A 26978-nucleotide genomic window follows, 5' to 3' on the forward strand; every position below is an offset into this window, starting at 1 on the left:
GCGGCCGGAAACCGTCCGGGCGGCGAAAGGATCTTGATATGGTGTGGTCCCGATGCAACCGGGGCATTCTGCTCTCAGGGGGCGAGTAAATGACGTTGTCAGGATCTCGGGAACCCGGCTCACGCGGTTCCGATCATCCGGATCTACCCACCGAGGCTTTTCCGCTGTCCTCGGTGCAGCGGAGTATGTGGTTCGCCCAGCAACTCCGGCCGAGCGTTCCGATCTTCATCGCACAGTATGTGGCGCTGCACGGCGACCTCGACCTCGACCTGCTCGGCCGGTGCGCGGTGGTGGTGGCGGAGGAGTTCCAGTCGCCGTTCCTGCGCCTGGTCGACGTCGACGGCGAACCCTGGCAACTGCTCGATCCCGACATCGACACCTCGATCGGCCGGATCGACCTGCGTGAGCATCCCGACCCGATGGCCGCGGCCCGTGAGTGGATGGACCACGACCACTCGGTCCCGATCGACCTGACCCGGGATCGTCTCATCGACATGACGATCCTGCGGATCGGCGACCGAGACTATTTGTGGTACACGAGAATTCACCACGTCGCCCTCGACGGCTACAGCGGCATGACCATGGCGAACCGCATCGCGGCGCTCTACACCGCGGCCGTGGAACATCGTGAACCCGAACCCAATCGGGCCCTCGATCTTCGCGAACTCCTCGCAATCGACCAGAAGTACCGGGCGTCGAGCCGATTCCAGGCCGACCGCGAGTACTGGGCCGACCACATCGCCGGCATCGAGTCCGGGTCCTCCCTCGCCGAGCACGACGCGCCGGTCGAGGCCGTCAGCCGGGTCGCGAGCGCCCCGCTGCCCGCGGCGGTGATCGAGGCCCTCGACACCACCGACCGGCGCCTCGAGGCCACCCCGGCGGCGGTGCTGATCGCGGCCTTCGCGTGCTACCTGAGCCGGATGACCGGCCGCACGGACGTGCTGGTCAACATGCCGGTGTCGGCGCGGACCACCGCCCCGTTGCAGCGGTCGGGCGGCATGCTCGTCAACGTCGCGCCGCTGCGGGCGACGGTGCTGCCCAACGACACCGTCGCCGACGTCGTCGGACGGATCCAACTGGAGTTGATGGGCGCGCTGCGGCACCAGCGGTGCAGCATCGAGGACATCCGCCGCGACGCAGGGTTGACCGGCACCGCGCGAGGGCTGGCCGGCCCGATGGTCAACGTGATGCTGTTCCACCAGCAGATGACACTGGGGCCGATCGTCGGCGAGTATCACATCGTCACGTCGGGACCGGTCGAGGACCTGCTGATCAACTTCGTCCAGAGTGGAACCCCGACAAGGACATTCGTCGAATTCCGGGCTAACCCCGGGCGCTACACCGAGGATGCGCTGCGCACCCACCACCGGCGGTTCCTCGAGCTGATCGACGAGTTCGTCCTCGCGGCCCCCGAGACCCGCGTCGCCGACATCCATACGGAGAGCTCGGCGGTGGGGGCGCAGCTGTTGCGGACCGCGGCGCAGCTCGAGTTCTGGTCCCGCGAGCTGGCGGGGCTGCCCGACATCCTGTCGCTACCGTCCGATCGCCCACGCCCGTCGCGCCGCGCGCTGGACGGCGACCGGGTGGACTTCGTGATCGCGCCGGACGCCCACCGGGCCCTGACGGAGCTGGCCGCCGAGCGCGGGTGCACGGTGTTCGTGGCCGTGCACGCGGCCCTGGCGGTGTTGCTGTCGCGTCTGGCCGATGTGGACGACATCGCGATCGGGACGCCGGTCGCCGGCCGCGCCGCGGGCGGCGTATTCGTCAACACGCTCGCCCTGCGCACCACACTGCCGCCGGGGATCACGTTCGACGAACTGCTCACCGCCGTGTGCAGATCCGACCTGGCTGCGTTCCGGCACGCCGAGACCCCGTTCGCGCAGCTGGTGGAGGCGCTGGACCGGACCCGGGAGAACGCGCACTCGCCGCTGTTCCAGGTGATGCTCGAGTTCCGCGACGGACGCACCCCCCACCTCGAGCTCGACGATCTGTTCGTCCGGGGCGCGGACGCGGGGCCCGACCTGTCCGCGCTCGACCTGCGCCTGACCGTCGAGCAGCGATTCGATGCCGACGGCGCCGACCGCGTGCAGGACGGGATGGACGCCTCGTTCGCGTACGCGACGGACATGTTCGACCGCGAGACCATCGAGGCGCTCGCGTCGCGTTTCGTCCAGGTGCTCGACGCGGTGCTCGACGATCCGTCCACCACTGTCGCCGACATCGACCTGCTCGGCGACGACGAACGTCGGGCACTGTCCGGGGTGTGGGGAGGCGACGGCGTCACACCGCGCACCCTGGCCGATCTGCTCGACGGCGCCGCACGCCGGGACCCGGATCGGGTCGCGCTGACGTACGAGGGCCGGGACGTCACCTACCGCGAACTCGGCGAGCAGTCGAACCGGTTGGCGCGCATGCTGATCGCGCGAGGGGTGGGTCCCGAGACGGTGGTGGCGCTGTCGATGCCGCGGTCGATCGAGTCGGTGACGTCGGTGTGGGCGGTCGCGAAGACCGGCGCGGCGTTCGTTCCCGTGGACCCGAACTATCCGGCCGACCGGATCGAGCACATGCTCACCGACTCCGGTGCGGTCCTGGCGCTGACGGTCGCGGCGCACACCGACGCGGTCGCCGACACCGTCGCGACGCTGGTGCTCGATGCGCCGGGCTTCGCCGAGCAGGTGCGCCAGTGGCCGACCGATCCGGTCACCGACGCCGACCGGATCGCCGGCATCCGCATCGACCATCCCGCCTATCTGATCTACACGTCGGGATCGACCGGCACCCCGAAGGGCGTCGCGGTGACCCATCGGGGCCTGGCGAACTTTGCCGAGGACGAACGGGTCCGGTACGGGGTGCGGAACGAGTCGCGGACCCTGCACTTCTCGTCACCGAGCTTCGACGCGTCGGTGCTGGAACTGATGCTCGCGTTCGGCGCGGGCGCGACCATGGTGATCGCGCCGCCGACGATCTACGGTGGCGCCGAACTGACCCGGCTGTTGCGGCAGGAGCACGTCACCCACGCGTTCGTGACACCCGCCGCGCTCGGGTCGGTCGATCCGGTGGCGCTCACCGATCTGGAGTGCGTCGTGACCGGCGGTGAGGCCTGCCCGCCGTACCTGGTCGAACAGTGGGCGCCCCGGCACCGGATGTTCAACGCGTACGGCCCCACCGAGGCAACGGTGGTGTCGAGCGTGTCCGCACCGCTCGAGGTGGGCCGCGACGTCACGATCGGCAGTCCACCGCTCGGGACCGGGGCGCTGGTGCTCGACGGCCGGCTGCGCCCGGTGCCGGTCGGCGTGGCGGGCGAACTCTACGTGTACGGCGACGGGCTGGCCCGCGGCTACCACGACCGTCCCGGTATCACCGGCGAGCGTTTCGTCGCGAACCCGTTCGGCCCCGCCGGCGACCGCATGTACCGGACCGGCGACCTGGTGCGCTGGAAGCGATCGGGCGGACGCGAGTACACGCTCGAGTATCTCGGCCGCACCGACTTCCAGATCAAGATCCGCGGCTACCGCATCGAACTCGGCGAGGTGGAGGCCGCGCTGCGCTCGCACCCCGAGGTCGGGTTCGCGCTCGCGACCGGTTTCGTGGGGCCGGCCGGGGACACCCTCCTGGTGGCCTACGTCCAGCCCGACAGCAACCAGGACCTCCACGCCGGCGGTGCCGGCAATCGGCTCGGCGGCGACGTCATCACCCACGTCGCGGACGTGCTGCCCCCGCACATGGTGCCCGCCAGCGTCGTCGTGCTCGAGTCGCTGCCGCTGACCCCGGCGGGCAAGCTGGATCGGCGCGCCCTGCCGGAACCCCGATTCGACACGGGCACCGGCGAATTCCGGGCGCCGAGCACGCTCGACGAGAAGAAGATCGCCGGCGTGTTCTCCGAACTGCTGGGCATCGAACGGATCGGCACCACCGACAGCTTCTTCGACCTGGGCGGCAACTCGCTCACCGCGACCCGCATCGTGGCCCGCATCAACGCGACCCTCGGCACCGAACTGGGCGTCCTCGATCTGTTCGAGGCCCCCACCGTCGGTGAACTCGCCGCCCGCGTCGAGGCCGCCGGCCCCGGCCACGGGGCGCGGCCGCCGCTGGTGCCACGCGACCACGACGGGCCGGTGCCGGTCTCGGCGGCGCAGCAGCGAATGTGGTTCGTCAACCAGTTCGACCCCACCTCCGCGGCGTACAACATTCCGATCGCGGTGAAGATGACGGGTGATCTCGACGTCCGGGCCCTGCGCACCGCGCTCACGGACGTGTTCGAGCGGCACGAGGCGTTGCGGACGGTGTTCCCCAACACCCCGGACGGCCCGGTCCAGTCGGTGCGCCCGACCGCGCAGGTCGCACCCGACCTCGAACCGGTCACCGTGACCGAGGACGAACTGCCGCAGCGGATGACGGCCGCCGCGACGGCGGCGTTCGACGTGACGTCGGCGCCGCCGGTGCGGGCGAACCTGTGGCGGCTCGGACCGACCGAGCACGTCCTGACGCTCGTGGTGCACCACATCGCCGCGGACGGGCTGTCGATGGCGCCGCTGGCGCGGGACGTGATGGTCGCCTACGGTGCCCGCGCCGCGGGCACACCGCCCGAATGGTCGCCGCTCGCGGTCCAGTACACCGACTACTCGCTGTGGCAGCGCGACCTGCTGGGCGCGGAGGACGACCCGCACAGTCTGGTCTCGCGTCAACTGGACCACTGGCGTGGCGAACTGGCCGGTGCGCCCGACCTGCTCGAGTTGCCCACCGACCGGCCCCGGCCGCCGCAGCAGTCGATGCGGGGTGCCGAAGCCGACTTCACGATCGCGCCGCATCTGCACCGCCGCCTGCTCGACGTGGCCGGCGAGTACGAGGCGAGCCTGTTCATGGTGCTGCACGCCGCCCTCGCGGTGCTGCTCGCCCGATCGAGCGGCACCTCCGACATCTCGATCGGCTCCCCGGTGTCGGGCCGCGGCGAGGCCGAACTCGACGACCTGATCGGCATGTTCGCCGGCACGCTGGTGCTGCGCACCCAGGTGGAGCCCGCGTCCACGTTCAGCGATCTGCTGGCCCGCACCCGCGCCACCGACCTGGCCGCCCTCGGCAACACCGACGTGCCGTTCGAGCGACTGGTCGAGGTGCTCGATCCGACACGGTCGGGCGCGTACTCGCCGCTGTTCCAGGTGATGCTGGTGCTGCAGGGCTCGGACAACGCCGACCAGAACCGACTGGAACTGCCCGGTCTCGCGGTCGAGGTCTCCGAGGTTCATACCGGCACAGCCAAGTTCGACATGCAGTGGATCCTCACCGAGAGCACCGACGAGGAGGGCCGGCCCGGCAGCATCGACGCGACGGTGTCGTACGCGACCGATCTGTTCGATCCGTCGACGGTGGCAGGGTTCGCGGACCGCTTCGTGCGGATCCTCGAGTCGATCACCGTCGACACCGCGGTCCGGGTCGGCGACATCGACGTCCTCGTCGACGGGGAACGCGAACTGGTGCTCGGCGAATGGAACGCCACCGGTCACGCGGTGCCCGTGAGCACCCTCGCGGGCCTGTTCGACGCGCAGGTGCGCCGCACCCCGCACGCGGTCGCGCTCACGTTCGGCGACGAGGAACTGACCTACGCGCAGTTCGCCTCCCGCGTGCACCGGCTCGCCCGCGAACTGATCGAGCGCGGGGTGGGACCGGACACCCGGGTCGCCCTGTCGATCCGGCGCTCGTTCGACCTGCTCGTCGCGATGTACGCGGTCGTCGAGGCGGGCGGCGCCTACGTTCCGCTCGACCCGGACCATCCCTTCGCCCGCACCGAGTACGTGCTCGACAGCTCGCAACCGGTGTGCGTGCTCGGCACCCGACGGGACCGCGGGCGGATGCCCGCCGGTGTGGACGTCGTGGAGATCGACGGGCTCGACCTCGGCGACCGCGACGACAGCCCGATCCGCCCCGAGGAACGCCGCGCCACGCTGCGCCCGGACGACGTCGCGTACGTCATCTACACGTCGGGCTCCACCGGACGACCCAAGGGTGTGGCGGTGAGCCACCGCGCGATCGTGAACCGGCTGTCGTGGATGCAGGGGCAGTACCGGCTCACCGCGTCCGACGTGGTGGTGCAGAAGACACCCGCGACCTTCGACGTCTCGGTGTGGGAGTTCTTCTGGCCGTTGCAGACCGGCGCGAGCCTGGCGATCGCGATCCCCGACGGGCACCGCGATCCCGCCTACCTGTCCCAGCTGATCGAGGATCGTCAGGTCACCGTCGCGCACTTCGTGCCGTCGATGCTCGCGGCGTTCGTCGTCGGCGGCCGGCCGGCGCAGTGCCGGTCGCTGCGGATGGTGTTCTGCAGCGGCGAGGCGCTGCCGCCCGCGACGGCGGCCGCATTCGCGGAGTTCGCCGCCGCGTCCGGTGCCGACCTGCACAACCTGTACGGCCCCACCGAGGCGGCGGTCGACGTCACGTACCGGCAGTACACCGACGCCGATCGGGTGAGCGTGCCGATCGGTGCGCCGGTGTGGAACACGCAGGTGTTCGTGCTGGATTCGCGGCTACATCCGGTCCCGGTGGGCGTGCCCGGCGAGCTGTACCTCGCGGGTGTCCAGCTGGCCCGCGGGTACGTCGGCCGCCCCGACCTGACCGCGGAGCGGTTCGTCGCCGACCCGTTCGGGCCGCCCGGCTCGCGGATGTACCGCACCGGCGACGTGGTGCGCTGGAAGAGATCGGGGCGACTCGACTACTCACTCGATTACCTCGGCCGGACCGACTTCCAGGTCAAGCTCCGCGGCCTGCGGATCGAACTGGGCGAGGTCGAGTCGGCGCTGCTCGCGCAGCCGGGGGTGGCGCAGGCCGTCGTCGTGGTGCGCCGCGACGAGATCATCGGCGAGGCGCTCATCGGCTACGTCATCGCCGATCCGGACGCGACGGTCGACCCCGCCGCCCTCCGGGACGCGGTCGCCGAGTCGCTGCCCGCGTACATGGTGCCGGCCCAGATCCTCGTCGTCGACGAGTTCCCGCTCGGTGCCACCGGCAAGCTCGACCGCGGCGCCCTGCCCGCCCCCGAGTTCCATTCCGCGGAAACCGAATTCGTTGCGCCGCGCACCCCGGTCGAGGAGATCCTGGCGTCGATCTTCGCCGAACTGGTCGGCGCGCCCCGGGTCGGGGTGTACGACAGCTTCTTCGACCTGGGCGGCAACTCGCTCACCGCGACCCGGCTGGTCGCGCGCGTCAACACCGCCCTCGACACCCGGGTCGGGGTGCGCGAGGTCTTCGACGCCCCCACCGTGTCCGCGCTGGCGCTGCGGATCGCGTCCGCGGGTACCCGCGGCGCCGACCGGCCACCGCTGTCGGCGGGGGAGCGGCCCACCCCGGTGCCGGTGTCGCTGGCGCAGAAGCGAATGTGGTTCATCAACCAGTTCGACACCACCTCGCCGGCGTACAACGTCGTGCTGCCGGTGCGCCTCGACGGCGACCTCGACCGGGACGGGTTGCGGGCCGCGATCGCCGACGTCCTGGACCGGCACGAATCGCTGCGCACCCGGTTCCCGATGGTCGACGGCGAGCCCACCCAGGTGGTGCTGCCCACCGCGGCCGTCGTCCCCGACCTGGAGCCGGTCACGGTGTCCGAGACCGAGGCGCCGGAGCGGATCGCGGAGTTCGGGGGCACCGGATTCGACGTCACGCTCGCCCCGCCCGTCCGGTCGCTGCTGTTGCGGCTGGCCCCGCACAGCCATGTGCTCGTCATCGTCGTCCACCACATTTGCGCCGACGGCTTCTCGATGGCCCCGCTCGCGCGGGATCTCATGACCGCCTACGTGGCCCGCGCCGTAGGGGAGATGCCGGGTTGGGAGCCGTTGCCAGTGCAGTACGCCGACTACGCGCTGTGGCAGCACCGCGTGCTCGGCAGCACCGACGACCCCGACAGCCTGCTCTCGACCCAGCTCGACTACTGGGCCCGCACCCTCGACGGGCTCCCGGAGGTGCTGGCGCTGCCGACCGACCGACCGCGGCCCGCGGAACGCTCGATGCGGGGCGCGGTCCACGACTTCCGCATCGACGACGACACGCACCGGCGCCTGGTCGCGATCGCCCGCGGCCACAATTCGACGGTGTTCATGGCGGTGCACGCCGCCCTGGCCGCGCTGCTGGCCCGGCTGGGCGACACCGACGACGTCGCGGTCGGCACCCCGATCGCCGGTCGCGGGGAGGCGGCGCTCGACGACCTCGTCGGCATGTTCGTCAACACCCTCGTGCTGCGCAGCCGGTTCGATCCCGACGCCACCTACTCGGCGCTGCTCGCCGGTGTCCGCGACTCCGACCTCGACGCCTTCCACCACGCCGACCTGCCGTTCGAGCGGCTGGTCGACGCGCTCGCCCCGGAACGCTCCACAGCGCACACGCCGCTGTTCCAGGTGATGCTCGAGTTCCGCAACACCGACCGGCCGCGACTCGAACTGCCCGGGCTGACCGTCACGACCGTGGACGCCGCGGCCGAGATCGCGAACTTCGATCTGCAGCTCACGCTGACCGAGGATTTCGCCGAGTCCGGGGAACCGGAAGGGATCACCGCCGGATTCACGTACGCGACCGATCTCTTCGATCCCGCGACCGTCGCCCGGCTCGCCGAACGGTTCACGGCGGTGCTGCGCGCGGTCACGGCCGATCCGACCACCCGGGTCGGCGACGTCGACCTGCTCACCAGCGACGAGCGGGCGGCCCTCGCCCCGGTGAGCGGCGGCGCCGGCGTGCCCGCCCGCACCCTGCCCGAACTGTTGGCGGCCGCGACCGTCATCGATCCCGAGTCCACCGCGGTGGTGTTCGAAGGGCGCGAGCTGTCGTACCGCGAACTGGACTCCCGGTCGGATCGACTGTCCCGGCTGCTGATCGAGCGCGGGGTGGGCCCGGAATCGGTGGTGGCCCTCGCCCTGGCCCGGTCGCTCGAGTCGGTGACCGCGACGTGGGCGGTGGCCAAGACCGGGGCGGCGTTCGTGCCGGTGGACCCGAACTACCCGCCGGACCGGATCGCGCACATGCTCACCGATTCCGGAGCCGCCGTCGGCCTCACCACCACCGCGCACCGCGACACCCTGCCGCAGGCCACCGACTGGATCGTGCTCGACGACAGGGACGTCCGGCAGGAGGTGCGCCGTCAGCCGGCCGGGTCGATCACCGACGCGGACCGGATCCGGCCGCTGCTCCTCGACCATCCCGCCTACCTGATCTACACGTCCGGATCGACCGGCACCCCGAAGGGCGTCGTCGTCTCGCACCGTGGCCTGGCGAACTTCGCGGCCGAGGAACGGACCCGGTTCGGGGTGACGCCGGCGTCGCGGACCCTGCACTTCTCGTCACCGAGCTTCGACGCCTCGATCCTGGAACTGCTGCTGGCGATCGGGGCGGGCGCGACGATGGTGGTCGCGCCGCCGACGGTGCTCGGCGGTGACGAACTGCGGGACGTGCTGCGCGCCGGCGCCGTGACTCATGCGTTCGTGACCCCGGCCGCACTCGGGTCGGTGGACCCGACCGGGCTGGACCGGATCGAATGCGTGGTCACCGGCGGCGAGGCGTGCCCGCCGGAACTGGTCGCGCAGTGGGCGCCGGGGCGGCGGATGTTCAACGCGTACGGGCCCACCGAGGCCACCGTCGTCGCCGCCGTCAGCGAACCACTCGCCGTCGGGGTGCCGGTCACGATCGGCCGGCCACCGATGGGCGCCGGCGCGGTGGTGCTCGACTCGCGCCTGCACCCGGTGCCCGGCGGGGTGCCCGGCGAACTGTACGTGCTCGGGACCGGGCTGGCCCGCGGCTACCACGACCGCCCCGGCATCACCGGCGAGCGCTTCGTCGCGAACCCGTTCGGCGGGCCCGGCGAACGGATGTACCGCACCGGCGACCTGGTCCGCTGGAACGGGTCGGGGCAGCTCGAGTATCTGGGCCGCACCGACTTCCAGGTCAAGATCCGCGGGTTCCGCATCGAGCTGGGCGAGATCGAGTCCGCGCTGCGCCGCCACGACGGGGTCGCGACGGCCGTCGTCACCGTCGACGGGGCCGGTCCCGCGAGCCGGCTGGCGGGCTACGTCGTGCCCGAACCCGGCGCCGAACTCGATGCCGGCGAGATCACCGAGTTCGTCGGGACGCTGCTGCCGTCGTACATGGTGCCGTCCGCGGTGACCGTGCTCGACCGGCTGCCGCTGGGCCCGGCCGGCAAGGTGGACCGCAAGGCGCTGCCGGCGCCGGACTTCGGGACGCGCGTCACGACCGGCCGGGCGCCGCGGTCGCCACGCGAGCAGGATCTGGCCGGGCTGTTCGCGGACGTCCTGGGTCTCGACGCGGTCGGCGTGGACGATTCGTTCTTCGCGCTCGGCGGCGACAGCATCATGTCGATCCAGCTGGTCTCGCGGGCGAAGGCGCTCGGCCTGCACTTCTCACCGCGGGACGTCTTCGAGCACAAGACGATCGCGGCGCTGGCCGCCGTCGCCCAGTCGGGCCCCGGCGAGACGGTGCTGACCGAACTCGACGGTGGCGGGCTCGGTGACGTGCCGCTGCTGCCGGTGGCGCACTGGTTACTCGGCCGCGGCGGCCATCACGACCGGTTCTCGCAGGCGGCGTTGCTCACCGCGCCCGACGGACTCGACGAGGCCGGCCTCGCGGGCGCGTTGCAGGCGGTCCTGGACCGGCACGACATGCTCCGCGCCCGCACCCGTCCCGGCGAGCACCGCATGACGGTGCCGCCGCCGGGATCGGTGTACGCGGAGGGGCTGATCCGCCGCGTGGACGTCGACGGGGCGACCCCCGGCACCGACGCGTTCGCGGAGATCGTGCGCGCCGAACTCGATGCCGCCGAGGACCGGCTCGATCCCGCGGCCGGTGAGATGGTCCAGGTGGTGTGGCTGGACTCCCGCACCGACCGCGGACGCCTGCTCGTCGTCGTTCATCACCTGGTCGTGGACGGGGTGGCCTGGCGGATCCTGGTTCCGGACCTGGCGATCGCGTGGGCGCGGATCGTCGCGGGTGAGCAGCCGGCTCCCGCGCCGGTGGGGACGTCGATGCGCCGGTGGGCGCACGGCCTCGTCGATGCCGCACCGGAGCGCCGCGGCGAGCTGGATCTCTGGCGGGGGATGCTCGCCGGCCCCGACCCGGTCCTGGGGTCGCGTCCTCTCGACCCCGCGGTCGATGTCGCGGCGACGGTCGAGAGTGTCACCGTGGAGGTGTCCCCGGACGTCACCGAGGCACTGCTGACGACCGTGCCGGACGCGTTCCGCGGCAGCGTCAACGACGGCCTGCTGACCGCGCTGGCGCTCGCGCTGGTCCGGTGGCGCCGCGGTCGCGGGGTCGACAACGACGACGCGCTGGTCACCCTCGAGGGGCACGGGCGCGAGGACCACGTGCTGCCGGGCGCCGACCTGGGCCGGACCGTCGGCTGGTTCACCACCCTGTTCCCGGTGCGGCTGGACCTCACCGGGGTGGACGTCGACGACGCGTTCACCGGCGGCCGTGGCGCCGGCGCCGCGGTGAAGGCGGTCAAGGAGCAGCTCCTCGCCGTTCCGGACCACGGCATCGGCTACGGGATGCTGCGCTACCTCGATCCGGACGGTGAGCAGGACCTCGGCGGCCTGCACGCCCCCCAGGTCAGCTTCAACTATCTGGGCCGGCTCACCGCGAGCGTGCCCGACGATCAACGCGACGCGGGCTGGGTGCCGACCGACGACGCCGACCTGGGGATCCTGCAGGACGCCGATCTGCCCGTCGCGTCGGTCCTCGACATCAACGCCGTCACCACCGACGGCCGGGACGGCTCCCGGATCCGGGCCACCTGGGCGTTCCCGGCCGGTGTGCTGACGGCCGCCGAGGTGGGGGAGTTGGCGGACCTGTGGACCGAGGCACTGATCGCGCTCGCCCGGCACGTGTCCCGGCCGGGCGCGGGCGGCGCGACACCGTCCGACCTGGATCTGGTCGCGCTCGACCAGGTCGAGATCGAGCGTCTCGAACAGCGCTTCCCCGCACTCGCCGACGTGTGGTCGCTCTCCCCGCTGCAGTCCGGCCTGCTGTTCCATGCGCAGATCGCGGAACAGTCCGTCGACGCCTACATGGTGCAGATGATGCTCGACGTGCGGGGCGCCGATCCGCAGCGCCTGCGGCGCGCGGGTCAGGCGATGCTCGACCGGCACCCCAACCTGCGGGCCGCGTTCGTGCACTCCACCGACGGGACGCCGGTCCAGGTGATCGTCGACGGCGCCGAGCTGCCGTGGACCGAGGTGGATCTCTCCGAACTCGACGAGCCGGTGCGGGCGACGGAGCTGTCCCGGCTGCTGGCCGCCGACCGGGCGCAGCGGTTCGACATGGCCGCCGCGCCCCTGATCCGGTTCCTGCTGGCGCGCACCGGACCCGACGAGCACCGGCTGGTGCTCACCAACCACCACATCCTGCTCGACGGCTGGTCGACGCCGCTGATGATGCAGGAGTTGCTGACGCTGTACGCCACCGACGGCGACGCCTCCGCGCTGCCCCGGGTGCATCCGTACCGCGACTACCTGGCCTGGATCGCCGCCCAGGACTCCACACACTCGCTGCGGGCCTGGACGGACGCCCTCACCGGGATCGAGGAGCCGACCCTGCTCGCACCGCTCGACCGCGCCCGCGAGCAGTCCACGATGCCGGACGCGGTGGAGACGGCGCTGGACGCGGCCGGCACCGGCCGGCTCGTCGTGATCGGCCGCCAGCTGGGTGTCACGCTCAACACGATGGTGCAGGCCGCGTGGGCGATCGTGCTCGGCGCGCTCACCGGCCGCGACGACGTCGTCTTCGGCGGCACGGTGTCGGGCCGGCCGCCGCACATCCCCGGCATCGAGTCGATGATCGGCCTGTTCATCAACACGCTCCCGGTGCGGGTGCGCCTCGACCCGCGCGAGTCCGTGGGCGAGTTGCTGCGCCGGGTGCAGGCCGAGCAGGCCGGGCTGCTCGACCACCACCACGTGGGGTTGACCGAGATCCAGAACGCGGCCGGACCGGCGCTCGCGTTCGACACCCTCACCGTGTTCGAGTCGTACCCGGTCGACCGGTCCGCGGTCGCCGACGCGGACATCGCCGGCCTGCGGCTGGTCCACATCCACGAGGGGACCGACGCCGCCCATTACCCGTTGACGCTGGTCGCGAACGCCGACGACCGGCTGCGGATGAAGCTCGAATACCTGCCGGACCTGTTCGACCGCACCACCGCGCAGGCGCTCGCGGACCGCGTCGCCCGGATCCTCGCCGACGTCGCCGAGGATCCGCAGTGCACGCTGGCCCGGCTGCGGTTGCTCTCCGACGAGGAATGGGCCGAACTGGTGCCGCTGCGGGGGCGTCCCGGGCGATCCGTGCGGACCCTGCCCGACCTGTTCACCGACGCCGCCGCCGCGGACCCCGACGCGGTCGCGCTGGTCTCCGGCGCCGCCGAGGTGTCCTACCGCGAGCTCGACGAACGGTCGAACCGGCTGGCGCGCCTGCTGGTCGAGGAGGGAATCGGGCCGGAATCGTTCGTCGCCCTGGGAATCCCACGGTCGATCGAGTCGATCGTCGCGGTGTGGGCGGTCACCAAGACCGGCGCCGCGTTCGTCCCCGTCGACCCGAACTACCCGTCCGAACGCATCGCCTTCATGCTCGACGATTCCGGCGCCGACGTCGGTCTGACGGTGACCGGGTCCCGCGACCGGCTACCGGGCACCGTGCCGTGGCACGTGCTCGACGACGCCGGCTTCGGCGCGCGCTGCGCTGCGACACCGGCGGCACCGGTCACCGATGCGGACCGGACGGTGCCACTGCGACTGGCCCATCCCGCCTACGTGATCTACACGTCCGGCACCACCGGCATCCCGAAGGGCGTCGTCCTCTCGCACGAGGGTCTGGACAACCTGTCCGAGGACTACCTGGCGCGCTTCGCGACGCGGCCGTCGTCGCGGACCCTGCACTTCTCGACACCGAGCTTCGACGCGGCGGTCCTGGACTACCTGCTGGCGTTCGGCGCGGGCGCGACCATGGTGATCGCACCGACCACCGTGTACGGCGGCAGCGAGCTCGCCGAGCTGATCCGCGAGCAGCACGTCACGCATACGTGGCTCACCACCGCCGCCGCCGCCACCGTGGAGCCCTCAGACCTCGACGAGCTGGTCGAGGTCATGGTCGGCGGCGAGGCGGTCCCGCCGGAATTGGTGGCCCGCTGGGCGCACGGTCGACGCTTCTACAACGGCTACGGACCCACCGAGACGACGGTGATCGCGAACGCCAGCGCACCGCTGGTGACAGGGGAGACCGTCACGATCGGCGCCCCGCTGCGGGGTGTGACCGAACTCGTCCTCGACCCGAGCCTGCGGCCGGTCCCGGTCGGCGTGCCGGGCGAGCTGTACATCGCCGGGTGCGGACTGGCGCGCGGCTACCACCGTCGGCCGGGTCTGACCGCGGAACGGTTCGTCGCCAACCCGCACGGCGCGCCGGGCGAGCGCATGTACCGCACCGGCGACGTGGTGCGGGTGCGACCCGATCACACCGTCGAGTACATCGGTCGCTCCGACTTCCAGGTCAAGGTGCGCGGCTTCCGCATCGAACTCGGCGACATCGACACCGCGTTCGGCGACCATCCGGCGATCCGCTTCGCGGTCACGCTCGGCCGGCCCGGACCCGGCGGCGACACCGCGCTGGTGACATACGTGCTGCCCAACGCGGACGCGCGACCCGAGCCCGGCGAGCTGCGGGACTACGCCGCGGCACGACTGCCCGTCCACATGGTGCCGTCGAGCATCATGGTCCTCGACGAGCTCCCGCTGACCCCGATCGGCAAGCTCGACCGCGCGGCGCTGCCGGAACCCGAGTTCCTGCCGGCCGCGACGACGTTCCGGGCGCCGACCACCCCCACCGAGCAGACCGTCACCGAGGTGTTCGGCGAGGTCCTCGGCCTGGAGCGGATCGGTGTCGACGACAGCTTCTTCGAGCTCGGCGGCAACTCGCTGATCGCGACCAGGGTCACCGCCCGGCTCGCCGCCGCACTCGGCGTGGACGTCGGGGTGCGCTCGTTGTTCGAGGCGCCGACCGCGCACGAACTCGCCCGCTGGATCGAGCGGAACCAGGGGACGGCGGCCTCCCGGCCGGCGCTGGTGCCGATGGCGCGACCGCACCGGGTGCCGTTGTCGTTGGCGCAGCAGCGGATGTGGTTCATCAACCAGTTCGACACCGACTCGGCCGCCTACAACATCCCGCTGGCGGTGCGGCTGTCCGGGGACCTCGACGCGGCCGCGCTGCGAGTCGCGGTCCGCGACGTCCTCGACCGGCACGAGTCGCTGCGGACGTTCTTCCCGTCCCGCGACGGGGGTCCGGTGCAGCAGATCGTCCCGGCCGCCGAGGCAGCCCCGGATCTGACCGTGATCGACGTTCCGCCGGACGAGGTGCCGGCACGGGTGTCGGCGCTGATCTCCCGCGGCTTCGACGTCACCGCGGCGGTGCCGGTGCGGGCCGAACTGCTCCGGCTCGGCCCCACCGAGCACGTGCTGGCGATCGTGGTGCATCACATCTGCGCGGACGGGTTCTCGATGGCCCCGCTGGCTCGTGACGTCATGACCGCGTACATGGCCCGCACCGGCGGGCACCTGCCGCAGTGGGCGCCGCTGCCGGTGCAGTACGCGGACTTCGCGTTGTGGCAGCGCGAGGTGCTCGGTTCGGAGGACGACCCGGAATCGCTGGTCCACCGCCAGCTGGCGTTCTGGACCGACGCGCTGGCCGGTCTGCCCGAGGCGATCACCCTGCCCACCGACCGGCCCCGGCCGGTGCAGCAGAGCTTCGACGGTGCCCGCGTGCACTTCGCGATTCCCGCCGACGTGCACCGCTCGCTCGCCGACCTCGCCCGCCGCGGCGGCGCGACGATGTTCATGGCCGCGCACGCCGCGCTGGCGGTGCTGCTCGCCAAGCTGAGCGGCAGCGACGACATCGCGATCGGCACCCCGATTGCGGGCCGCGGCGAGGCCGAACTCGACAACCTGGTGGGCATGTTCGTGGGCACGCTGGTGCTGCGCAGCCGTGTCGCCCCCGCCGACGGGTTCGAGGAACTGCTGGCCCGGACCAAGGAGTTCGACCTGGCGGCGTTCGGGCACGCGGATCTGCCGTTCGAGCGGCTCGTCGACGTCCTGGCTCCCGAGCGGTCGACGGCGCACTCGCCGCTGTTCCAGGTGATGCTCGAGTTCCAGAACAACGAGCTGCCCCGCCTGGAGCTGCCCGGCCTGACCGCCGAACCGGTGGACGCGGAGCTCGCCGTCGCCAAGTTCGACCTCCAGCTGACGCTCGCCGAACGCCACGACGAGCGGGGCGTCCCGGCCGGTATCACCGCGGCCTTCACGTACGCGACGGATCTGTTCGACGCCGACACGGTCGCCGAACTGGCGGAGCGGTTCGTCGGCCTGGTCGAGGCCCTGACCGCCGACCCGGGCCGTCCGACCGGCGACGTCGGCATCGCCACCGACGCCGAGCTCGCCGTGCTGCTGCGGGACTGGAACGCCGCGGGGTCCCGCGCGCCGGAGGCCACGCTCGCCGACCGGCTGGCGGTGACCACGGCCCGGTTCGCGGACGCCGAGGCGCTCACCTTCGACGGGCTGACCCTCAGCTACGCCGAGCTCGACGGGCGGGCCAACCGCCTCGCCCGGCACCTCGTCGCGCTCGGGGTGGCCCCCGAGTCGCTCGTGGCGGTGGCGCTGCCGCGGTCGCTGGATCTGGTGGTCGCGCTGCTCGCCGTGATCAAGGCGGGGGCCGGCTACCTGCCGATCGATGTCACCTACCCGGCGGATCGGCTCGCGTTCATGCTCGAGGACTCCGCGCCGGTGTGCGTGTTGACCACCGAGGCCGACGCCGAGGCGATCCCGCCCACCGACGTGCCGCTGGTGCGCCTCGACGACGCCGCGGTGATCGACGCGCTCGCTGCGCTGCCGGACCGTCCGGTCACCGACGCCGACCGCCGGGTCCCGCTGCGCCCCGACGACGTCGCGTACGTCATCTACACCTCCGGATCGACGGGGCGGCCCAAGGGGGTGCAGGTCACCCACCGCAACGTGCTGACCCTCTTCGAGAACACCGCCGCGACGTTCGGGTTCGACGAGACCGACGTGTGGACGATGTTCCACTCGTACGCGTTCGACTTCTCGGTGTGGGAGCTGTGGGGGCCGCTGCTGCACGGTGGCCGCCTCGTCGTGGTCGACTTCTACACCGCGCGCTCGCCGGAGATGTTCCTCGACCTGCTGCGCGCCGAGCGGGTGACGGTGCTCAACCAGACCCCGACCGCCTTCTACCAGCTCGCCGAGGCCGACCGGCTGGCCGGCGAAACCTTGACGGACACTGCGGAACTGGCATTGCGCTACGTCATCTTCGGCGGCGAGGCGCTGGATCTGGGCCAGCTCGGACGGTGGTACGCGCGGCACCCGGACACCGCGCCGCGCCTGGTCAACATGTACGGCATCACCGAGACCACCGTGCACGTCACCCGGCTCGACCTCGACCGCGACTACGCGGCGGAGGCGAACGCGAGCGTGATCGGACGCGCGATCCCCGGCCTGCGGGTGGTGGTCCTCGACGAACGCCTGCACCCGGTCCCGGCCGGGGTGACCGGCGAGATGTACGTCGCCGGCGACCAGCTCACCCGCGGCTACCTCGGCCGCGCCGCCCTCACGTCGGGGCGGTTCGTCGCCGACCCGTTCGGGGCGCCCGGCGAGCGCATGTACCGCACCGGCGACCTGGCCCGCTGGAACCGCGACGGCCGCCTCGAATACCTGGGCCGCAGCGACTTCCAGGTCAAGATCCGCGGGTTCCGCATCGAGCTCGGCGAGATCGAGTCGGCGCTGCTGCGGTACCCGGGGGTGGCGCAGGCGGTGGTGACCGTCCACGAGGGCGATCACGGTGCCGCGCGGCTGGTCGGCTACACGGTCCGCGAACAGGGATTCGATCTCGACCCACAGGACGTGCTCGACCAGGTCGGCGCCGAGCTGACCTCGTACATGGTGCCGGCCGCCCTCGTGGTGCTCGACGAACTCCCGCTCACCGCGAACGGCAAGCTCGACCGCAAGGCCCTGCCGGAACCGGACTTCGGGGCCCGCACCACGATCGGCCGCGCCCCGCAGACCGAGGCGGAACGGGTGCTCGCCGACCTGTTCGCCGAGGTCCTCGGGCTCGATTCGGTGGGCGTGGACGATTCGTTCTTCGCGCTCGGCGGCGACAGCATCATGTCGATCCAGCTGGTCTCGCGGGCCAAGGCCGCGGGAATCGCGTTCTCGCCGCGGGACGTGTTCGAACACCGCTCCGTCGCCGGCCTTGCCGCCGTGTCGGTCGCCGCCGGCGGCGAGACACCGGTGCACCTCGAGGAGCTGCCCGGCGGCGGTGTCGGCGAGTTCCCGCTCACCCCGATCATGCGCTGGCTGCTGGGCCGCGGGCCGGGCGACGCCATCCGCCGGTACACACAGACCGCGCTGCTGGCCCTGCCGGCCGCCGTCGACCGGGATCGGCTCGAGCGGACCCTGCAGGCCGTGGTGGACCGGCACGACATGCTGCGGGCGCTGCTGCAGTCGCTCGACCACGGCGAGCCCAGCATGCAGGTCCGGCCCGTCGGCTCGGTGTCCGCCGCCGACCTCCTCACGCGGGTGCCGGTCGACGAGCTGACCGGCCCGGCCTTCACCGCCGCGGCCGCCGCGGCACTGGACGGGGCGGCGGGCCGCCTCGATCCGGCGACCGGTGTCCTGCTGCAGGCGGTCTGGTTCGACGCCGGCCCGCGCGGCGGGCGGCTGCTGCTGGTGGTCCACCATCTCGCCGTCGACGGTGTCTCGTGGCGGATCCTCGTGCCCGATCTGGCGGCCGCGTGGTCGGCCGTCGCGGCCGGGGAGGTCCCCGACCTGCCGGCCACCGGTACCTCCCTGCGGCGGTGGGCGCACGCGCTGGCCGACGCCGCGGTCGGCGGCTCCCCGGGCCGCGACCGCGAGCTCGAGCTGTGGCGGTCCGCCCTGTCCACCGACGACCCGGTGATCGGCGCGCGGCCGCTCGATCCGTCCGTCGATGTCACCGGGACCGTCGACAAGGTGTCCGTCGAGGTGCCCGCCGCGGTGACCGAGGCGCTGCTGACCACCGTGCCGAACGCGTACCACGGCAACGTCAACGACGGCCTGCTGGCGGCGCTCGCGATGGCGCTCACCCGGTGGCGCCGCACCCGCGGCCACGACACCGGCACCGCACTGGTGAATCTCGAGGGACACGGCCGCGAGGATCAGGTGCTGGCCGGCGCCGACCTGGGCCGCACCGTCGGCTGGTTCACGACGATCTTCCCGGTCCGGCTCGATATCGGCGGCATCGATGTCGACGACGCGTTCGCGGCCGGCCCGGCCGCCGGTGCGGCGATGAAGGCGGTCAAGGAGCAGCTGCTCACGATCCCGGATCACGGCATCGGGTTCGGCATGCTGCGCTACCTCAACCCGCAGACCGCCCCCGTGCTCGCCGCGTTGCCGGTTCCGCAGGTCAGCTTCAACTACCTGGGCAGGCTCGGCGGCACGGCCGGCGCCGGTGACGTCGGGTGGCTGCCGGTGGGCGATACCGAACTCGACGACGCCCCCGACGCGTCGCTGCCCGTCGCGAGCGTCCTCGACGTCAATGCGGTGGTCACCGAGACACCGGACGGACCGCGCCTGCGGGCGACGTGGGCGTTCCCACGCGGTGTCCTCGCGTCGGTCGACGTCGGCGAACTGGCGGACCTGTGGGTCCGGGCACTGTCCGCGCTGGCGCGGCACGCCGAGCATCCGGGTGCGGGCGGACTGACACCGTCGGACCTGGATCTGGTGCGGCTCGACCAGGGGTCCATCGACGCACTCGAGAGCCGTTTCCCGAACCTCGCCGACGTGTGGTCGCTGTCGCCGCTGCAGTCCGGCCTGCACTTCCACGCCGCGTACTCCGACGAGTCCGTCGACGCGTACCTCGTCCAGTTGACCCTCTCACTGGGCGGAACGGTCGACACCGACCGGCTGTGGCGGGCCGGACAGGCGCTGCTGGACCGGCACCCGAACCTGCGGGCTGCCTTCGTCCAGCCCGATCACCGGGCCGCGGAGGCCGTCGGCACGGTCCAGGTGATCCCGGAACGGGTGGAGCTGCCCTGGACCGAGGTGGACCTCTCGCGGCTCGACCCCGCGGCGCGCGCCCGCCGGTTCGCCGAGCTCACCCTCGCCGACCGCCTCACCAAGTTCGACCTGACGACGGCCCCGGCGATCCGGATGACGCTGGTCGACCTGGGTGACGGGGACCACCGGCTGGTCATCACCAACCACCACATCCTGCTCGACGGCTGGTCCACGCCGCTGGTGCTGCGGGACCTGCTGACGCTGTACGCCACCGACGGCGACGCCTCGGCGCTGCCCCGCGTGCACCCGTACCGCGACTACCTCGCGTGGATGGCGCGACAGGACACCACCGAATCGACCGACGCGTGGCGGCGCGCGCTCGCCGGACTCGAGGAGCCGAGCCTGCTGGCGCCGACCGCCCCCGGCGGCGGGGCCACGACGGGCACCGAGGAGTTCGAACTCGCGCTGTCACCGGCACAGACCGACACGCTGCGCTCCCTCGTCCGGGAGCGGGGCCTGACCCTGAACACCGTCGTCCAGGTCGCGTGGGGCATCGTCCTGGGCGCGATGACCGGGCGCAGCGACGTCCTGTTCGGCGGCACCGTCTCGGGCCGGCCGCCGCAGATCCCCGGCATCGAGTCCATGGTCGGCCTGTTCATCAACACGCTGCCCGTCCGGGTCACCCTCGACGCCGGGGAGACGCTCGGTGATCTCCTCGACCGCGTGCAGCGGGAGCAGGCCACGCTGCTCGACCACCACTACCTCGGTCTCGCCGACATCCAGAAGGCCACCGGGCCGGCCACCACGTTCGACACGCTGACGGTGTTCGAGTCGTACCCCGTGGACCGGCAGGCGCTCACCGCCGACACCGACATCGCGGGCATGAGGGTCACCGGCATCGACGGCCGCGACGCCGCGCACTACCCGCTGTCGCTGGTCGCGTCGGTGAACGGCAGCCTCAACCTCAAGTTCGAGTACTTCCCGGCGTTCTTCGACAGCGACACGGTGGAGTCGATCGCGACCCGCGTCGCGGTGGTGCTCGACCGCCTCGTCGCCGACCCCGACCAGCCGCTGTCGCGGCTGGATCTGCTGACCGAGCCCGAACGGCGCGAGCTGGCACCGGTACTCGGCGCCGTCGGCGGGTCCACCCGGACCCTGCCGGAGATCTTCGCCGACGCCGCGGCCCTGGACCCCGACGCGATCGCGCTGTCGTTCTCCGGCCGCGAGGTCACCTACCGAGAGCTCGACACGGGTTCGTCGCGCATCGCCCGGTTCCTCATCGACCAGGGCGTCGGGCCGGAATCGTATGTGGCGCTCGGTATTCCGCGGTCCGTCGAGTCGGTACTCGCGGTGTGGGCGGTCGCCAAGGCCGGTGGCGCGTTCGTCCCGGTCGACCCGAACTATCCGCTCGAACGGATCGAGCACATGCTGGCCGACTCCGGGGCCGGGCTCGGGCTCACCGTCGCCGCGCACCGGCACGAGTTGCCCGACACCGTCACCTGGTTGACGCTCGAGGATCCCGAGTTCGTGGCCGCGTGCGACCAGCACTCCGACGCACCCGTCACCGCCGCCGAGCGCACCGCCCCGCTCGGCCTGCACCACGCCGCCTACGTCGTCTACACCTCCGGGTCGACGGGCCGGCCCAAGGGCGTGGTCGTGACCCATCAGGGACTCGACAACTTCGCCCTCGACCAGCAGGAACGACTCGGGGCGACCGCGCAGTCCCGGACGCTGCACTTCTCGACCCCCAGCTTCGACGGCGCGGTGTTCGAGTACCTGCAGGCCTTCGGGGTGGGCGCGACGATGGTGATCGCCGAACCCACAGTGTTCGGCGGCGCCGACCTCGCGCACCTGCTCGCGTCCGAGCGTGTCACGCACGCGTTCATCACCACCGCGGCCCTCGGCACGGTCGACCCCACCGGCCTGGACCACTTCGCCCACGTCGTCTTCGGCGGCGAGGCCTGCCCGCCGGACCTGGTCGCCCGGTGGGCGCCCGGACGGGACCTGCACAACGCGTACGGCCCCACCGAGACGACGATCATGTCGAACATCAGCGCGCCGATGACCCCCGGCGATCCGATCACGATCGGCGGGCCGATCCGCGGTGTCGGCGAACTCGTCCTCGACGGACGCCTGCAACCGGTCCCGGTCGGCGTCCCCGGCGAGCTGTACATCACCGGCCTCGGGCTGGCCCGCGGCTACCACCGTCGGCCCGGGCTGTCCGCCGAACGCTTCGTCGCGAACCCGTTCGGCAAGCCGGGCGACCGGATGTACCGCACCGGCGACATCGTGCGCTGGCGTCCGGACCACACGATCGAATACGTCGGCCGCTCCGACTTCCAGGTCAAGGTCCGCGGATTCCGCATCGAACTCGGCGAGATCGACACCGAACTGATGGCCGATCCCACCGTGAGCGTCGCGGTCACCCTCGGGGTGCCCGGACCGGCCGGTGACACGGTGCTGGTGTCGTACGTGGTACCCCGCGCCGACGCGACGGTGGTGACGTCCGCACTGACCGACCGACTCTCGTCGCGCTTGCCGTCGCACATGGTGCCGGCCTCGATCACGGTGCTCGACGAGATCCCGCTCACCCCCGTCGGCAAGCTCGATCGCGCCGCGCTGCCCGAACCGGAGTTCGAGTTCACCACCGGCGAGTTCCGGGCGCCGACCAACCCGCTCGAGTACACGCTGTCCGACATCTTCTCCGAGGTCCTCGGAGTCGACCGGATCGGCATCGAGGACAGCTTCTTCGACCTGGGCGGCAACTCGCTGATCGCGACCCGGGTCACCGCCCGGCTCAGCGGCGTCCTGGACGCCGACATCCCGGTTCGCGCGCTGTTCGAGGCGCCCACCATCCACGGCCTCGCGCAGTGGATCTCGCGCGAACGCGAGACGACCGCGGCGTACGGGCGCCCGGAACTGACCCGGCGCGAGCGGCCCGACCGGATCCCGCTCTCGCTCGCCCAGCAGCGGATGTGGTTCATCAACCAGTTCGACACCGCGTCGGCGGCCTACAACATTCCGATGGCGATCAACCTGAGCGGACACCTCGACGCCGAAGCGCTGCGCGCCGCGGTGGGGGACGTCCTCGAACGCCACGAGTCGCTCCGCACCGCCTACCCGGTGGTCGACCGCGCCCCGTCGCAGCGCGTCGTGCCGGTCGGCGAGGTGCTCACCGATCTCACCCCGATCGAGGTGTCCGACGGGACCGAGCTGCGCGAGCGGATCATCGCGTTCGCCTCCGCCGGTTTCGACGTCACCGTGGCGCCCCCGGTGCGGGCGGAACTGTTGCGGCTCGGGCCGACCGACCACGCGTTGGTGATCGTCGTCCACCACATCTGCGCCGACGGCTACTCGATGGCCCCGCTCGGCCGGGATCTGATGGCCGCCTACACCGCCCGCGCCGCCGGTGCGGTGCCGCAGTGGACGCCGCTGCCCGTCCAGTACGCCGACTTCACGCTGTGGCAGCACGAACTGCTCGGCTCGGACAGCGACCCCGAGTCGCTGCTGCGCCGCCAGCTGGAGTTCTGGACCGGCGAACTCGCCGGGCTGCCGGACGTCATCCAGCTGCCCACCGACCGCCCCCGGCCGGTGCAGCAGAGCTTCCACGGCGGGCGCATCGAGTTCCAGGTCCCCGCCGAACTCCACACCCGGATCACCGAGATCGCGCACCGGCACGGCGCGAGCATGTTCATGGCGATGCACGCGGCGCTGGCGACGCTGCTCGCCCGGCTCGCCGACACCGACGACATCGCGATCGGCACCCCCATCGCCGGCCGCGGCGAGGTCGCGCTCGACGAGTTGGTCGGCATGTTCGTCAACACCCTGGTGTTGCGCACCCGGGTCGGCCACGGCGAATCGTTCGACCACATCCTGCGGCAGATCCGCGAATCCGACCTCGCCGCGTTCGGACACGCGGAGGTCCCGTTCGAGCGCCTCGTCGAGGAACTCAACCCGCCCCGGTCCACGTCCTATTCGCCGCTGTTCCAGGTCTCCATCGAGTTCCAGAACAACGAACGGCCGCGGCTCGAGCTGCCCGGACTCGTCGTCGAGGGTGTCGGCATCGACGCCCAGGTCGCCAAGGAGGACCTCGAACTCGTTCTCGCGGAGGATTTCACCGAAGACGGCTCGCCCGCCGGGATCCAGGCCTCGCTCGACTTCGCGACCGACCTGTTCGACGAGCACACCGTCCGCGGGTTCACGGAACGCTTCGTACGGGTCCTCGAGGCCGTTACCGCCGATCCGACCCGCCCGGTCGGGGACATCGAGATCCTCGATGCCGCGGAGCTCGACGAGCTCGCGCCGGCGGCGGGGGAGACCGCGGTCTCGCCGCACGTGTGGCCCGAACTCCTGTCCGGTGCCGCCGCCGTGGACCCCGACGCGGTCGCGCTGTCCTACCTCGGCCGCACCGTCGCGTACCGCGAGCTCGACGAGCAGTCCAACCGGCTGGCGCGGGTGCTCAGCAGTCGCGGTGTGGGCCCGGAGACCTTCGTGGCTCTCGGGATGCCCCGCTCGACCGAGGAGATCCTGTCGATCTGGGCGATCGCCAAGGCCGGTGCCGCATTCGTCCCGGTCGATCCCAACTACCCGGCCGAACGCATCGCGCACATGCTCACCGACTCCGCCAGCAAGGTCGGCCTGACCACGTCGGCGCTGCGGGAACGCCTGCCCGACACCGTGCCGTGGCTGGTCGTAGACGACGGCGAACTCGACGCGCAGATGGCGGCCGCCTCGGCGGCGCCGGTCACCGACGACGACCGGACCTCCCCGCTGCACCTCGCCCATCCGGCGTACCTGATCTACACGTCGGGGTCGACGGGGCTACCCAAGGGCGTCATCGTCACGCACCTGGGGATCGCGAACCTCACCGCGGAGGAACGGAACCGGTTCACCGTCACCCCGCAGTCGCGGGTCTCGCACCTCGCCTCGCCGAGCTTCGACGCCTCGGTGTTCGAGATGATGATGGCGTTCAGTGCCGGCGCCCGCCTGGTGATCGTGCCGCCCACCGTCTACGGCGGCACCGAACTGACCGAACTCCTCTCCCGCGAGGGCGTCACACACGGGTTCATCACCCCGACCGCGCTCGCGTCGATCGAGGACGAGGGTCTCGAATCGCTGCGGGTCCTCGCCGTCGCCGGTGAAGCCTGCCCGCCGGAGCTGGTCGCCAAGTGGGCCCCCGGACGCCGGATGTTCAACGGCTACGGTCCCACCGAGACCACGATCCAGGCCAGCGTCAGCGCACCGATGCAGCCCGGCGAGGTGGTCAACATCGGCGGCCCGGCGATCGGATTCCGCGAGGCCGTCCTCGACGGCCGCCTGCGTCCGGTCCCGATCGGGGTGCCCGGCGAGCTGTACATCTCCGGCCCGGGACTGGCGCGCGGCTATCACAACCGGCCCGGCCTCACCGCCGAACGGTTCGTCGCCAGCCCCTTCGGTGAGCCCGGCACCCGGATGTACCGCACCGGCGACGTCGTCCGGTGGCGGCCCGACCACACCATCGAGTACATCGGCCGCTCCGACTTCCAGGTCAAGGTGCGCGGCTTCCGCATCGAACTCGGCGAGATCGACGCCGTCCTCACCCGGCACCCGGCGGTCACGTTCGCCGCGACGCTCGGGCACACCGGGCCGTCCGGCGACACCCTGCTCGCGTCGTACGTGCGTCCCGTCGAGGGGCATTCGGTGGAATCGCGCGAACTGCGCGCGCACGTCGCGGCGCAGCTGCCCGCGCACATGGTCCCGTCCGCGGTGGTGGTACTGGACGAGATTCCCCTGACCCCGGTGGGCAAGCTCGACCGGCGGGCCCTGCCCGCCCCGGAATTCACGTCGTTGACCACCGAGTTCCGGCCGCCGACCACCGCGACGGAGCGGGCCGTCACCGAGGTGTTCGCCGAGGTCCTCGGCATCGAGCACGTCGGAATCGACGACAGCTTCTTCGATCTCGGCGGCAACTCCATCATCGCGACCCGCATCATGTCCGAACTGCAGTCCCGGCTCGGCCGCCAGATCCCACTGCAGACGATGTTCCTCGACCCGACACCGTCCGGGCTCGCGAAGCGGATCGACCTGCCCGTCGGCTACCTCGGACACAGCGAGTCGCCGGTCGACGACGCGCTGGGCGTGGTGATTCCGCTGCGCCCCAGCGGGGAACGCCCGCCACTGTTCTGCGTCCACCCGGGAATCGGGCTGTCGTGGGGATACGCCGGTCTGGTGCAGTACCTGGCCAAGGACCGGCCCGCGTACGGGCTGCAGTTGCCGCTGCTGAGCGGGGGGCCGGACTTCGAGTCGGTCCAGCAGCTCGCGCACCGGTACGTCGAGGAGATCCGCATCGTGCAGCCGCACGGCCCGTACCACCTGCTCGGGTGGTCGCTCGGCGGCGTGATCGCGCACGCGATGGCCGTCGAACTCCGCCACGCCGGAGAGGAAGTCGCGACGCTGGCGATCATGGACAGCTACCTGACCGAGGACGAGGAGGAACCCGAGCACCTGACGGTGATCGAACTGCTCGAGGGCCTCGGGCTGGACCTGACGCCGTACAGCGACGTGCGCGACCTCACGTACGCGCAGGCCGTCGACCTGCTCAACGAATCACTCGGGCAGGAAACGGGTTTGACGCCTGCCCATCTGAAGCGGATCAACGACGGTTTCACCACGTCGGCACGGATCATGAACCGCTACCGGCCGGGGGTGTTCGACGGGGACCTGCTGTTCTTCACCGCCGGCCGCGGCGACGGCAGCGACCACGACGCGCCGGAGCATTCACCGCAGGTCTGGGAGTCCGCGGTCACCGGCCGGATCCGCGAGTTCACGATCGACTGCGAACACAACCAGATGATCGAGCCGACCGCGCTCGCCGAGATCGGCCCGCTGCTCGAGGACTACCTCGTGGAGCACTGAAATCGGTCCTGCCACAACAAA

1 protein-coding gene is annotated in these 26978 nt (G+C 71.8%); it reads left to right on the forward strand.

Annotation, left to right across the window (positions count from 1 at the left end):
* Nucleotides 1-89 precede the first annotated feature (89 nt).
* The gene (locus DEU38_RS15835; RefSeq protein WP_114722362.1) at nucleotides 90-26957 is read left to right on the forward strand and encodes a non-ribosomal peptide synthase/polyketide synthase; all 26868 of its coding nucleotides are present in this window, start codon (nucleotides 90-92) and stop codon (nucleotides 26955-26957) included.
* Nucleotides 26958-26978: the final 21 nt, after the last annotated feature.

The organism is Rhodococcus sp. AG1013, from assembly GCF_003350365.1.
Lineage (GTDB): Bacteria > Actinomycetota > Actinomycetes > Mycobacteriales > Mycobacteriaceae > Prescottella.

Excerpts from the sequence above, each read along its gene's own strand:
- DEU38_RS15835 (WP_114722362.1), top strand. The coding sequence starts at position 90 with ATGACGTTGTCAGGATCTCGGGAACCCGGCTCACGCGGTTCCGATCAT.